Below are 14,668 nucleotides of genomic sequence, written 5' to 3' on the forward strand. Positions count from 1 at the left end.
AAAAAACATGGCATGCAACGCCTACCTTTTCAACTTTTATTATCAAAAACTCAACAAAACAATCATAGAATGACGTCAATTACGGACTCTCGACATAACAACTCGGCTTTCTTGGACAGCTTTTTCCTCGAGTACAAATCACCCGAACAGAGCCCTCAAGCCCTCTTTCAATCCACTGGATATTTAAAATCTTGGCAACACGGAGTAATTGGGTTTTCATATGATAGGGCACCACGCTCGCACCACCATGGCTAATACAAGCTTGTTGCAACTCTCCAATCAAGGCATCAGCATCAATCCCTTGTGCATTAATAGCAGCATTGAGATCGAGACCCGCGCACAGCACTCTTGGACGATTCGCAACATCAACGATTTTTACTGACTCACAGCAATACAGACGCGGTTTGCCATTAACATTCAGGATTGAAAGTTGAGCACTGGCACTATTACTATCATCATGAAATTTACGAAATACGGCCCAGTGCTGACACGGATCGGCAACGCTACGCATATTGCCCCAAGGTAAAGGAATGCCATTGCCGCGATACACCGCCTTGAGTTTACCGGCTTGATAAGCATCAAAATAATGCCAATGTGGATAAGGTGAAACCGATGTCATTCTGCGCATTGCGACGGAAGCAGAAATACCAAGTTGCTCATGGACGCGTACATCGTAACCTCGGCTTTCGAGTAACTGCCGAAATGGTGTACGGGGACACAATAAAGCCCCTGCAAAGAAGCTCGATTCAAAATCCTGCCACGCGCTCAAAATATCTTGGGCATTTGGAGTATCATGATCGGGATTATCGTTACTTTTACGACTTTCTCCAGTAGTGAGTACACATTCTAAACCTTCACTATTGTGAAGCACGGCATGGCCAATATGAACAGCTAAATCGTATTTCATTCTCGCGGGATGTGCGTGCAACGCGCGATTTATAAACACCATGTTTGGCTCTTTGAAATAAGAAGTGATCATTCCCTCTCCGTCAGGCGAAGATTGCTCAAACCACTCCACTTTGCGACCTTTTGCTATCAAAATTGCCATTAGGTCATCACAGCTGATATAGAGATTTTTACCTCCTACTTCATCGGCTGCTCGCTCTAAATCAGGAAAGTGGTTTTGATGGTGCTCTTGGTGGGCACGGATCAAAAGGTGTGCAAACTGCCTACCACTGATCCCCGCTTGGGATAGCATTTCTGGGATCGCAATTTGTAATATCTCTTTGGCAAATAGAAAGTTGGGCTCTAAAGCCATCCCCACTATCCCACCGAAATTGCCTTTATCTGGCGCTATCTCCGGTGCTTCTGGTTGACTGTCTAAAAACCACTCAATCGGCTTTTGAAATACAGTAGAGAAGTTTTCGAGCATCGCTTCGCTTGGCGTACGCTGGCCTCTTTCAATCATTGATAGGTAGGAAACGGAAGGCGCGCTGGCTGGATCTTGCTTAACGCATCGAGCCGATAAATCTTCTAAAGTCAGATGGTTACGCTTTCTTAGATTTCTTATTTTAGTACCCAAAAAGTGAGACTTTCTAATTAAGCTTGCAACTTTTGCCATGATTTCACACCCCGTTTTTGTGAAATTCACACTGTGAAATTCTTTTTGTGAAATTATTTGAATATTTAACTTACACTCAAAATGTACACGAAACAACCAGAATATATTTCCCAATTTATGACAACATGAACAAGTGAGGTGGATCATGGCAGCGCAATTACAACCGCATACAGAGCAACCAATTGACGATACGAAAGCGCAACAGTCAATGCTGGCAAAACAGTATCTTGATGAACAATGTCCTTTAGAGTTTGGCTCACACATGGAGGTGACAGACTATGTGGTTTACTACAATCACCTGCTTGCGTTTTTTGCCAACGGCACCCATTGTGGTTTAAAAAATTGTAGCCAATTCGTCGCGCTTTGTGGTCACCGTGAAACGCCAGAGGCTATTTTGTTAAAACAGGACGATGGCTTACACATTGAAATTACTTTCAATCGCACCGGAATGCTCGGCCAATTTGATAGCGCCCATATCGAAGATATCATCGTCGAAACACCACTGGCGTCTGTGGTTGGTAAAAAGACTAAAACCCAGCTACAAAAACTATGGATGAGCTTTTATCACGGGGTGCAACAACCAGCAGGAAAAGCCTGTTATCGTGCCAAAAATGGGGATGATTATGAACTTTGAGTAAACACTCGATAATTTGTAATCAAATCGCTCAAACATTCAGTAAGTTTTAAGCTAAGCTAATTAAAATACCGCTCTTTTTTCGACTGAGCACATGACTAAATTGCTTAATTTTCTAAAAAACATTAACTGGATGCTTTGGGCGCTCATACTTGGCATTTTTGCTGGTTTAGTTTTCGGTGAACGGTTATCATTTTTAAAACCTATCGGTACAGGTTTTGTAAACCTGATGCAAATCACCATTCTCCCCTATATTGTCGTCAGCCTTATCGTGGGTTTAGGGAAATTTAATCCCGAACAAGTTAAAAGCATTCTTGCAAAAGCAGCGCTAGTCATGATCTCCATTTGGGTGGTAGGTCTTGCTGTGATCTGGTGCTTTATTATGACATTACCAGCGCATGATGCCGGGACCTTTTTCTCCCCAGCACTGGTCGCCGCAGCTCCCGAAGTAGATTTCGTTAAACATTATATTCCCTCTAATCCATTTGCCTCTATGGCAGAAGGTAATGTACCTGCCTTAGTCATATTTTGTATTGCGCTAGGTATGGCACTTATTTCTAATCAAAAGAAAAACCGTTTACTGGATGTCTTAGAAGTCGTTGGTCAAGGTCTGTCGGTGATTTCCAAGAAGATCATTGCCATCTTCCCTATCGGTATTTTTGCGATGACAGCAAGCACCGCAGGCACCATGAGCGCAGAAGAACTGTCTGAATTGCAAGTGTACTGGGTTGTCGTTTTATGTGTCGGCATGTATTTGATGTTAGTACTACTCCCTATGCTTGTTGCTGCACTCACCCCTGTTAAGTACCGCGATCTTATCATGGTTATGCGTAATGCATGGATCACCGCATTTAGTACCGGAAACGTTTTTATTGTATTACCGGTGATCACCGAAGGGATCAAAGATCATTTACGCAAAATTAAGCAAAGCGACGAAAGCTCTGATCACATCGCTGAGGTGTTAGTGCCTATCGCTTATACCTTCCCGAGTTTAGGAAAGCTTACTACCCTCATTTTTGTCTCTTTTGCGGCATGGCTTACCGGCAACCAGATCGGCATCGAACAAATTCCTAATGTGTCTTTGTCGGCGATGCTAAGTTACTTTGCTAACGTGCATATCGCTATTCCCTATTTGCTCGATACCTTGCGTGTCCCGGCTGATACTTATCAGTTATATCTATCGATGTCAGTACTCACCGCAAAAGTGGTTTCACCAACCACTGTGGTATATATCTTCGCATTTGTATTTTTATGTATTTTTATCAATCGCAGACAATTACACTTAAAACGCGTGCGCTCGGTTTATTATTTAACGCTACTATCTGTATTACTCCCAGCATTTATGCTGTTGAGTTTTACAGCAAATAATTACCTCGGTAAACAAACTAAATCGGCCGATGAGGCCATAGCTAATATGGTGATCTCAGATACCGTCCCAGCTCATGTGCTTAGCTATGTCCCTAAAGCATACCAAAGTGGTGAGCTGTCTCTGACGAATATCGATGTGATTAAAAAGCGTAACCTGCTGCGTGTAGGATATCTTATCGATAATGTGCCATTTAGTTACTTTAATCAAAAAGACCAGTTGGTTGGTTTTGATGTCAGCCTCGCACATAGACTCGCATCTGATCTTGGGGTTAAAATCGAGTTTATTCCTTTTAAAAAGCCACAACTGGCAGAGTATCTCAACAAAGGATATTTCGATATTGCAATGTCCGGCCTTGAAATTAATATTGCCGACTTACAAAGCTTGCGCTTTAGTGACAAGGTATTGGAGCTCCAACTGGCGCTTCTGGCCAAAGATCATGATTTAAAGAAGTTTGCTGACAAGTCAGCCCTACTTACGCTTGATAAGCTGAATTTAGCTCACGTTGAGTATGCTCCGTTACTCAAACAATTAGCGCAGCAAAACCCTAAGGTAAAAGTGTCCAGTATTAACAATCTACAAAGCTATTTTAAGCACCCAGAAAAATATGACGCCTTAGTGATCAGCGCAGAGGCGGGCTTTGCATGGAGCATGTTCTACCCTGAATTTGGTGTTGTGGTGCCGGAAGGAGCGAGTTTGAAATACCCTGTTGGATTTGCCGTCGCCAAGCGCAATCAAGATTTACTGAGTTATGTAAATGCGTGGCTGACTATCCAGCATACCAATGGCCGTATTGAAAAAACTTATGATTACTGGATCTTAGGAAAAGGTAGTGTACAAAAGCAAACTCGCTGGTCGTTAATGGATGAACTGGAAATCGACCCAAACACACTCATTGATAAACTGAAGTTCTAATTAAAAAACGCCGTCAGTTAACACGTTAACTGACGGCAAGTCTACTCACTGGGCGAGCTAGCTTTCAAGCTCACTTTAACCTTAGTCAAACCATAAAATAAAACAAGTTTTTAACAAAAAATTCATCAATTTGATAACCGGCTTCGTAAACCACTACTGCGGCTCACACTTCGATTCATACCCTGCACTAATACTTTATATTGCGCCACCAATTCAAACTGCTGTTTAGCTCGGGTGATCCCTGTATAAATGAGCTGGCGGTTTATCCCCTGCTGCGCACGTTGAATTGGTGGTAGTATCATTGCCGTGTAAGCAAACTCCGAGCCTTGCGATTTGTGGATAGTCATTACATACACTCTATCAAAGCTCGGCAATCTGGCAGGATAAAAGCGCCTAACGCTGCCCTGCTCATCAATAAATGATGCCTGTAGCTCACCCTGTTCGTCACGTAAAATGATCCCGATATCGCCGTTAAATAGTTTCAACTGGTAATCGTTTTGAGTGATCATAATAGGCATACCAACGTAAAATCGCCCTGTCGGTTGTACCAATCCCATTTGACTAAGCTTAAGCTCTATTCTGCGATTTAATTCGTTCACACCGTAAGGGCCTTCTCGCACGGCCGCAAGCAATTGATAACTGGCAAACTCGCTATGTATTATGGCCTCACTCTCACCATGATGAATGGCAAGCAGGTATCGCTGGTACTGCTCCGCCGCTCTGGCAATTAAGGCATTGTAGGTTTCACTATTTAATTCATGATGCTGTATATCGCTATAACCTTGCCTCAGCACGCTGTCTAATTGCCGCTTATTATTGCTATTTACGGCAAATGCTAACTGGCCAATTCCACTTCGGCTGTCAAAACGGTGACTTTTTTGTAAAAATGCCAGATTATCTTCCAACATAAAGCCAGCGCTGGTATCACCCGACTTAGGCAGGTTTTGTTTACTCAGCTCAGCTAGCTTTGCTTTCAGTGCCTGACTGTAATGTGGTGCTTGCCCAAGCGTTAAGTTTTCACATAAGTCGCTAAGTACGTTACCGGTATCTACCGATGCCAGCTGATCTTTATCGCCGAGCAAAATAAGCCGTGCATGTTTTGGTAATGCATCCACCAGCTTTGCCATAAGTGATAAGTCCACCATGGATGCTTCGTCAACAATCAGCACATCAACATGCAGCGGGTTATCTTGATTGTGACGATAGTGCACGCTATTAGGAATAACGCCTAACAAGCGATGAATAGTTTGCGCCTGCTCCGGCAGTAAATCAGCAAGCGCTGGCGGCAGGTTTAACCTCGCTTTCGCGCCAATAATTGACTCACTGAGCCTAGCAGCCGCTTTGCCAGTTGGCGCCACTAGCTTGATGGTCAACGGCGCACTGTTATAAAGCGATTGTAAAATCGCAAGCAGTTTTGTGACCGTCGTGGTTTTTCCCGTACCGGGGCCGCCCGTGATGACACAAAATCGCTTAATGATAGCAAGTGTACAAGCAACTTTTTGCCAATCAATGTCTTCTTCACTGGCTGGAAAAAACGACGCCAACAGTGCACTCAGTTTTGCTTCATCCAGCGTAACATCGGCTTTTGCCAACATTTCAAAGTGTCCCGCAAGCCTTGCTTCATAATTTGCTAATCTCGCCAAGTAGAGCTTATTATCGTATAGCCGAAGCGGTTTATCTTCACCGATTGCAGGATGCTGTGCGAGCGCAGCAACGGCTATACCCGAGCTTGAAAATGGCGACAACTCTATAGATTCATCCGCAACCGCGTAGCTGAGCTCAAATGGATCCTGATAATTAATACCGTCTAGCTCTAAACAACTATGCTGACGTCCATGAGCGATTAATAATAGTAAAAATACATAAAAGTGATCGTCATAGCCTTGCTGATTCAGCAACTTGGCTAACGCGATATCGGCTTTTCCAACTCGTCTGTGTTCAAGCAATAACGCTATAAAACTATGATGATCGAATGCCTCAAAGTCCATACTTAACTGGCTCATACAGACTCCTCAAATAATGCATCCAGCGCCAACACTTGCTCTACACTTAACTGATTGAAGAAAATTCCCTGATTGTCCGGTAATGCACGTAAGAACAAGTAATAGTTCCCACCTAAATGCTGCTCAGGGTTATAGTCCGCAAGACGCTGCTTTAACAAGCGGTGAAGTGCCACGGTATAGATCATATACTGTAAATGATACTGATGAGACGACATCGCGGCATTGAGGTTATCGTAGTGATAATCTTCTGGGCTATCGCCAAGATAGTTGGACTTGTAATCGAGAACAAAAAACTGTCCTTGCCACTTGAATATTAAATCGATAAACCCCTTCAGCATGCCTTTCACATCATCAAAGTTTAAAAACGACTTTTGCCCAGTGATATCACTGAGGATCTTGTTCAGTTTCACTGCACTGAGTGGTTTCAGTGGCAAGTAAAACTCCATTTCAACAATGCAGTCGTCCGGTGGCAGCACACCAAGTTGTAAATGAGGATGTGGCGCAAGCGGTGCTGCCAAACAGCTTGTTATCCAACGCTCAGCGGTCTCTTGCCATTCAGTCGCAATACCAAACTTATCCAAAGATTTCGTGACCGCTTCAGTCAGCGTAAACTTATCTTCGTTTTTAGGGGTATGCGGTGCGGTAAAATCTATGAGCTCAAAGATTTCGTGCAAACAGCTACCCGGCTTGGCGCCCTTAGGAAAAGTATAAGAGGTTTTTTCCCGCTCTTGGTGCTGCTCAGGTAAGTCCAATAAATGGTTTTCGTCCACGGCCCCAGCTGGTTTATCACCATGATGCGTGTGATAGCTTAGCTGGCTAAAGCTTGTGGTACGCCAGTGGCGTTCAATCTGACCGGTGAAGGTTTTCGCAGACAAAGCTAGAGGCTTGTCTTCAAACGTCGTTTTTATCGCTTGCTGTGGCGCGGTGATTTCATCTAATCTTACACATTCCATTGCCGCATGTGCTTTACACAACTGGCTTAGGGCACTTTGCCAAGCCTCGGCACTGTCGAAAGTTTCCGTGCCAAACAGGGCAAATCCTAAAGCCGTTTTGTGCAGCGCAGACTTTTTACTGCGCCCTTGTTGAATGTCGTAAAGCCCAAGCTCGCAATAATGCACAGCGCGCGTCAGCGCAACGTAAAGTAAGCGAATATCCTCAGCCAGTCGTTCTTGCTCTGCTTTTTCTTTAGCGTCGTCACTGGCTTCAAGGTCAACAACTAACCTATCCCCTTGGTGATAAACTAACGTATCAGGCTCACGAAACCCAAGCGCAAATGGCATAAAGACAATCGGATACTCCAAACCTTTTGATGCGTGCATGGTCACAATTTTTACCAAATTGGCATCGCTCTCCAAGCGAATTTGGCTGCTGTCACTCTGGGCGTTATTTAGCTGCGATAAAAACCAACGTAACACACGACCCGTGCCATCAAGCTCTAATTGCTTATGCTGTAAAAGCTCAGCTAAATGACGGAAGTCAGTAAGCCAACGCTCCACTTCCATTCCCTGCTGTTGCCAAATCACTGGCAGCTCACAAGTTATCAATAAGTGTTCCAGCATCGCCATCGCACCAGAGCGATACCACAGCTGTGTTAACTCACTAAATAACTGTAAATAACGTTGCCACTGCTGCTCATTAAACTGCAAGTCGTATAGCGCTTGGTTGTTTAAATAAAATAATGGTCCCGCAAGCACGCCTCTGAGCGCAGCTTCGTCGTAACTCCCGTGCAGTACATCAAGCAATTGATACAACGCAATTGCTAACGGCTGCCTAAATACACTATCTCTGGCAAGGTAAACACTGGCAATATCGAGTTGATTTAAGGCTCGTTTGATCAAGCTCGCTTCTATGCGGTCACGAACTAAAACACAGATATCCGCTGGCACAACTGGGTTTTCGCCAATCTTGGCAACCCCCGACTGCCCTTGCTCGATAAGCACTGCAACTCGACCAGCGAACGCCTGACTTAGCCGCGCTTGCGCGGCGCTTTTGTTAAGCGCTTCATCCTCATTTGGTAATACACTAAAGCGCAGAGCTGACGACTTTTTAGATGCGATAGTAAATTGCGCATCCTCGGCTTTACCTTGCGCGCTCACCTCAATGAAAGGGATATCTTTGTTGTAGATAAAACTATTGGGATGGCGAGTAAATATCGTATTCACTGCAGCAACCACGTCACTATCGGACCGATAATTGGTTGCAAGCGTATACTGCCTGTTTTGCGCAACTCCTTGCTTTGCACCGATATAAGTAAAAATATCCGCTCCGCGAAAGCCGTAAATGGCTTGTTTTGGGTCGCCTATCAAGGTTAATGCCGTATTTTCCTTTGCATAAACTCGGCTGAAGATCCCATATTGAATAGGATCGGTATCCTGAAACTCATCTATCATGGCAACTGGATATTGCAGTGCAATTTTTTCGGCTAAGCGCTCACCACTATCGCCCATAAGCGCTTGATGCAGCTGCTTAAGTAAATCGTCGGGAGAGATCAAGCCATATTCTTCTTTATGGGCGTGAAGCAAAGCCCTTACCTCGGTCACCGCTTGTTGCACCAGCGCGATTTTAAGCCCACTCCCGACCAATTGGTGGAGCTCTGCCAAGGTATCAAAGTGACGAATGAGCTCATGCTCCAGCGGCGTTGTATTCTTTTTATATTGAGCAACATCGGCAAGGCTTTCACTGCCCCAAAGTCCAAAGGAATGATTACTGCTACCAAACTCAAACCACCACTGCTCACCGTTGACATAATCCTCCAGAGCTTGAAGATTAGCTTTTCGCCCTGGTGCCCGATTGCCTGCCAGCCCTGCGTTTTTCAACACATTGATGTAGTCAGCTTTGACTATTTCGGCCTTTAGCCACAGTGCTAGTGTTTGGTATTTTTCACGTGCGGCAAACACTGCATCTAAGGAAACAGAGGGTTTAATTTCGGCATTTTCTCTTGCTAATAAGGGTCTAACTTGCTTCGCCAGTGCATAAGGTGTAGCAAATTGCTCTATCACAGCCTGTGTTTTTTCTGTATCTAGCGGATAGACAAAACGTCGCCAATGATCTGCCATCGCGGCGTCAATCAAGTCGCTCTCGTCGAGAATAAATTCGAGGTTAAATGCCACCTTAGACTCAAAAGCGTGTTGCTTCAGCATTCTTTGACAAAAGCCGTGAATGGTGAATATCGCGGCCTCATCCATTGACTTAGCAGCTGCATCAAGGAGATCAAAGGCACGCTTTTTATCTTCAACTTGCGCCAAAATCGCATTGATCAGTTCATCTTTACAGACTTCACCTAGTAGCACGTCTCGAGCTTGAATAATGCGTTTTCTCACTCGGTCTTTGATCTCTTGTGTTGCCGCTTCTGTGAAAGTTACCACTAAGATTTGTTCGACGCTTAACGGCTCATGTTGTTGATCAGAAGTACGCAAGCCAAGTAAATAGCGCAGATATAAACCAGTGATGGTGTAGGTTTTCCCCGTACCTGCACTGGCTTCAATTAGGTTTTGGCCACTTAGAGGCATAGTAATGGGATTAAGCATCTCCATGGCGTACCTCCTCGGCGGCATCAAGAATAGGTGTTAACAAAGTAAGGCTAAGTGCACAAAAACACGCTTCATGAGCTGACAAATCGCTAAAGCATAGTTGAACATAGGGATCTTCCCCTTCTCCTCGACCAACATATTGCGGCTTAAATTTATTTACGGCCTTTTTAATATCCTGTGTTTTGGCGTATTCCATGCTAGAACTTGGAAAAAATGCCACAGGTTCACTCAGTGCTTGCTTATAAAAAGCCAGCCACTGCTCCAAATATTGCTGTGCTTGCGGCTGTGAAATAGCAGCAAAGTGCACGCTTTGATCTAGCCCAACAATATAAGTAGTAACTTCATGCCCCATTACACAGGCCGCGCAATGATGTAAAAACCCTTTAATCAAATCTTTGGCTTTAATACTGGCGCTACGATAGTAAACTTGCCTGTTGTCATACACACAATCAAGCCAGCCGACCAGTATATGTTCTGCAACACCAAGTTTTAGCTCTAGAGGTTCCTTGGGTTCATTAAGCAACGGGGCCAGTACGTTAACCATAGGTTCAACGCGGCTGAGCAGCCCCTCTAGCTGGAGTTTGCCAATGTTTGCTTGAGGCAGCGAGCCTCTTTGTAATATCTGTTCAAGATTTAAGGGCTGTTGTTGTAGCTGAGCATCCAGCACTTCATCTAAATATTGATAGCGCTCCAAAGCATCTAATGCGAAAGGCTCTTCATCGAGTGTTAACGCTTCTATTGGTTTGAGTTTAATGCCCAGCGCTTGCTGATAAAATAACTTTTGCGGCTCACAAACGCCGCGCAGCAAATCGCTAAACTCAATTTCTGTGTCTAAAACTGGTGCTAACGGTTTTGTCTCATCAGCTTGCGCCGCTCTATGCTGCCAAAGCCAAGTACGATTGTAGCTCTGTAGTGAGCCAGCTCTAAAATGTTCGGGATTAAAAGGTTGTAATGGCAGCTGTGAAGTTAATCGAGTAACAAGCGACTGCTTTGGCATATCTTCAAAATAAAAGCTGCGATCTAAATATTCAGTCAATTCGCTGACTAGAACGGACGGCACTTGGGCTTCGTTGTTAAAGCAAGAGCGGCCAATATAACTGATATACAAGTTTTCTCGAGCACTGAGTAACGCTTCTAAGAACAAGTATCTGTCGTCTAGTTTTCGTGAGCGATCGCCTTTACGTCTCGTGGAGTGTGCGACTAAATCAAAACCAATAGGCTGCACGGTACGAGGATAGTCCGCATCATTTAGACCAAGCATACACACCACTTTAAATGGAATAGCACGCATCGGCATCAGCGTACAAAAGTTTACAGCTCCTGCTAAAAAGCGCTGCCCAACCCCTTTTTCTCTAACGCCTTGCTTAACCAAATACGCTAAGATTTTTGCTGAGACTGGCGCTTGAATATCGCCATTTTCATGGTGTTTTTCGATGTTCTCTATAATCTGCTCAAGCTTAAGTAAATCCCAACTCTGTTCAGACTCTGACGAGTAAAATAGCGCCATAGCTTCACGTAGAATTGCTGCGAAACTCGTTAAGGTCTTTTCGCTGCTGAGTTGTCGCTTTAACCAAATCAGTGCATCAACAAAGCCGATAAGCTTGTTAAGTACCGCCACCGACATCCCCTCGACTTCATCAGCAGGATAAATAGATGCGAAAGGCGTCTGTTCGTCGTTTGTTGCAACCCCTAATAGCAAACGGTTGAGTCCATGCTGCCACGTATTTAATGGTATTTTTGGCAAGCCATATTCGCTTTTATGGCTGTCATTTAAGCCCCATTTAACACTGACCTGATCAAGCCAATAGCGAATTAAGTCAAACTCATGGCTTTCAAGGTTAAACTGTTCGGCGATCGGCAAAACGCCCAACAAATCGAGAATATCCGACACGCAAAAACGGTTATTGGGTAAGTCTGTTAGTGTCACAAAAGACGTTAAAATAGGCCGCTCTTGCTCGATTGCAAGATCGGAAATCGCATAAGGGATCCTTAGCCTATCTTCACAGCTGTCAAACACTGCTTTAATAAATGGCGAATAGGTGCCCACATCAGGCATCATGACGATAATGTCTTTAGGCGTCAGGCTAGGGTTTTGTTCAAACAGATTGAGTAAATAATCATGGAGCCGCTCGACCTCACGCAGTGGCGTGTGACAATCCTGAAAAACGATACTGGTATCATCGACCATAATGGGTAATTTGCCCTGCTGCGAAACAAACCAATTTGGATCAGCGGTTAACGACTCTCCTTTAAATGCCAACTGGTAGATCTCTTGCTGCACCTGGCCAAGCAGGCTGTCATCAAACGCGTCATCAAATCCATCTATCCAACTGGCATCAAGCTGCAATAATTGCTCAAAATAGTCACGCCCGAGCTTTCCCCATGAAGAGAGGAGTGGATTGCCAATGTAGTAATACTCACCGTCTTTCGCTTCGAGTTCTGGCATCTTGGCGTATTTTGCAGCGACTTTAGCTTGAGTCTTCTCATCGACTAAATCTCCCCAGTAGTGTTCACTGGGGTTAAAAAAGAATAAAAATACATTCGTTTTTTGGCCAAGCGCTTGAAAAATATCAAGCTGACTGGTCGATATGGCCGAAAGTCCAAATATACAGATCCGCTCGGGAAGTTTGCCTTCAGGTGCATTGGCCAGCCCTTGCAGTAACTGATCGTGCATATTGGCACGGTGATACGGACTTTGTTCAAGTGCTTCAACATAGTGGACTAAACGACGCCAGAGATCAGGCTGCCAAGGGGCGATGGCTTCAACATCCACATCTATAAGCGTATCTTGGCCCTGATCCCAAAGTTCAATCCACTGAGGGCGGTACATTAAATATTGGTCAAAAACGTCGGCAATTTTTTCACACAATGCAAAGAGTTTAATTCCTGACGGGTCGTCACCTAAATAGTGCTTAAGCGCAATATATTGAGGCTTATCAATGCAGTCGGGTAATAGCGTAAATAGCTTCCAAGTCATATTGCTTTTATTAAAAGCGGATTCCCTGGGAACATCATCAATGAAATTTTGGTATAGCTTCCAAATGAAGCTAGATGGTAATGGAAAGTCGACCTGTGCACTTATTCCTAAATGCTGACTCATGCCTAATTTGAGCCATTCAGACATACCAGGAGATTGTACTAACACCACTTCTTTTGCAAAAGGGTTAGCGAGCGGTGCTGATTTTATGAGTGTGCAGAGTTGCGCCTGCAAGATTTCCATTCGATTCGATTGGATGATGTGTAACATGTTGTCTGCCATGCAGTTTAACGCTGTGTTAAGTGTATCTGAATCTTCCTATAAGCGGTAGTTATTGAGGTTAATGCGAGTGCGCTTGAATAGAAAAGCGACAACCGTCGCTTCTCAGATAAACTGTTAGAACAAATCTATATCAGAGCTCTCTTCCGGCGCTTCAATTTTATGCTCAGACAGCAACTCTTCGTAAAAACAAAGCATATCGCGACCATTATCTTTTGCGTAATAAAGCGCTTTGTCGGCGTTTTCAAGCACAGTGATGGGGAAATCATACGGGCTAATGCGAGACATTCCGACACTGACGGTAAGCTTTTTTACGAATGGAAAGTGGGTATTTCGTACCAACTCCATAAACTCGTCCATCTTAGCTTTTATCGAGTCGTAATCGGTTGGCTCAAAGACCAGTACAAATTCTTCACCACCGAAGCGAAATAATAAGTCTGTGGAACGAAAAAACTGGCGCATACGCTGCGCTAATAACAGTAAAACCTCATCTCCGCACACATGTCCGTAGTTATCGTTTACTTTTTTGAAGTGGTCGATATCCATGATTGCAAGCCATGAGGTTGCGCCTTTATGCACCGAGCGCACATCACCATGCCATACCGTTTTATGCTGTTTGATAACTTGTTTTTCAATCAGTTGTTTTAAGCGCTTTTCAAAGGTTTGACGGTTCAGTAATCCGGTGAGTTTATCGCGCTCGTTTTCGTGAAGAATGGTGAGATAATTTTCAAAAATGCGGCAAAATGCATTAAGTAGTACTTGATCTGCACTAGACATACCAGTGCTTACAACTGCGATAGCACCAACTGGCTTTTCCTGAAGGCTGATTGGCACCCAACGGTGCTCTGTGCCATCTTTCGCTTGTACCGTAATGATACAGGCTGACTGCAAGCAAGAAATTAATTCCTTATCAGGTTCTTTAACTAGGCTTCGCTCTTCCCAATCAAATTCCTTATCGGACAGTTTTCTTAAGAGCAGGCTTCTCTCTATCGCGATCTCTCCGGGAACGAGCAGGTCCTTATAAACAGCGACCTCTTTACAGCCTATGAACTCTTGAATAGTAGACACTAAGCTGTATTCGAGAGAATCAACATCTCTCGTTTTTGTTATTTTGATAACGGAATTTAGTAAATCTTCTTGCATGTCCGACGCACTCACAACTGCATTGCTGGCATATTATTACACACTTAGCGAACAAATAAACTCCAAAGTACTCCTTTATTCCTATCAATGTTAAAAAATAAGCTACAATCCAGTTGATTATTAATTAGCAAATACTTGAGGGTTAAACACTTAACTGCTCTCAAGCTTAATTGATAAAGATGACAACTTTTGCATCAAAAGTTTTCGCTTTACCACTGACGCCTGCTTTAAGCTTATGCAATGTACAAAAAAATGCCAAA

7 protein-coding genes are annotated in these 14,668 nt (G+C 44.0%); 2 read left to right on the plus strand and 5 right to left on the minus strand.

The features are described 5' to 3' along the window. Positions 1-79 precede the first annotated feature (79 nt). A complete protein-coding gene (locus A587_RS0100250) occupies positions 80-1,561 on the minus strand; it encodes a DUF3612 domain-containing protein (protein WP_017215976.1) in 1,482 nt (493 codons plus the stop codon). 145 nt (positions 1,562-1,706) lie between these two features. Between A587_RS0100250 and A587_RS0100255 the strand changes: the two genes are divergently transcribed. Further along, positions 1,707-2,195 carry a malate synthase gene (locus A587_RS0100255; RefSeq protein WP_010379126.1) on the plus strand — a complete coding sequence of 163 codons (489 nt, stop codon included), beginning with the start codon at positions 1,707-1,709 and terminating at the stop codon, positions 2,193-2,195. A 94-nt stretch (positions 2,196-2,289) separates the two neighbouring features. Then, positions 2,290-4,476 (plus strand): cation:dicarboxylate symporter family transporter, encoded by a 2,187-nt coding sequence (locus tag A587_RS0100260; protein WP_017215977.1) that lies wholly within the window; start codon positions 2,290-2,292, stop codon positions 4,474-4,476. A gap of 125 nt (positions 4,477-4,601) precedes the next feature. On the opposite strand, the gene recD is transcribed toward A587_RS0100260, so the two are convergent. The 4 genes from recD to A587_RS0100280 form a co-directional block, all read right to left on the minus strand. Beyond that, the gene (gene recD / locus A587_RS0100265) at positions 4,602-6,479 is read right to left on the minus strand and encodes an exodeoxyribonuclease V subunit alpha (RefSeq protein WP_017215978.1); all 1,878 of its coding nucleotides are present in this window, start codon (positions 6,477-6,479) and stop codon (positions 4,602-4,604) included. Continuing rightward, on the minus strand, positions 6,476-10,012 hold the full coding sequence (gene recB, locus A587_RS0100270) for an exodeoxyribonuclease V subunit beta (RefSeq protein WP_017215979.1): 3,537 nt from the start codon (positions 10,010-10,012) through the stop codon (positions 6,476-6,478). Before recB ends, recD begins: the two co-directional genes overlap by 4 nt. After that, entirely contained in the window at positions 9,999-13,256 is a 3,258-nt protein-coding gene (gene recC / locus A587_RS0100275; RefSeq protein WP_026000838.1) for an exodeoxyribonuclease V subunit gamma, read from the minus strand. The genes recB and recC overlap by 14 nt, the downstream gene beginning before the upstream one ends. Positions 13,257-13,382: 126 nt before the next feature. Further along, on the minus strand, positions 13,383-14,408 hold the full coding sequence (locus A587_RS0100280; RefSeq protein ID WP_017215981.1) for a GGDEF domain-containing protein: 1,026 nt from the start codon (positions 14,406-14,408) through the stop codon (positions 13,383-13,385). Positions 14,409-14,668 lie beyond the last annotated feature (260 nt).

The organism is Pseudoalteromonas sp. NJ631, assembly GCF_000276645.1.
GTDB lineage: Bacteria > Pseudomonadota > Gammaproteobacteria > Enterobacterales > Alteromonadaceae > Pseudoalteromonas > Pseudoalteromonas piscicida.

Excerpts from the sequence above, each read along its gene's own strand:
- recB (WP_017215979.1), bottom strand. The coding sequence starts at position 10,012 with ATGGAGATGCTTAATCCCATTACTATGCCTCTAAGTGGCCAAAACCTA.
- A587_RS0100250 (WP_017215976.1), bottom strand. The coding sequence starts at position 1,561 with ATGGCAAAAGTTGCAAGCTTAATTAGAAAGTCTCACTTTTTGGGTACT.
- A587_RS0100255 (WP_010379126.1), top strand. The coding sequence starts at position 1,707 with ATGGCAGCGCAATTACAACCGCATACAGAGCAACCAATTGACGATACG.
- recD (WP_017215978.1), bottom strand. The coding sequence starts at position 6,479 with ATGAGCCAGTTAAGTATGGACTTTGAGGCATTCGATCATCATAGTTTT.
- A587_RS0100260 (WP_017215977.1), top strand. The coding sequence starts at position 2,290 with ATGACTAAATTGCTTAATTTTCTAAAAAACATTAACTGGATGCTTTGG.
- recC (WP_026000838.1), bottom strand. The coding sequence starts at position 13,256 with ATGTTACACATCATCCAATCGAATCGAATGGAAATCTTGCAGGCGCAA.
- A587_RS0100280 (WP_017215981.1), bottom strand. The coding sequence starts at position 14,408 with ATGCAAGAAGATTTACTAAATTCCGTTATCAAAATAACAAAAACGAGA.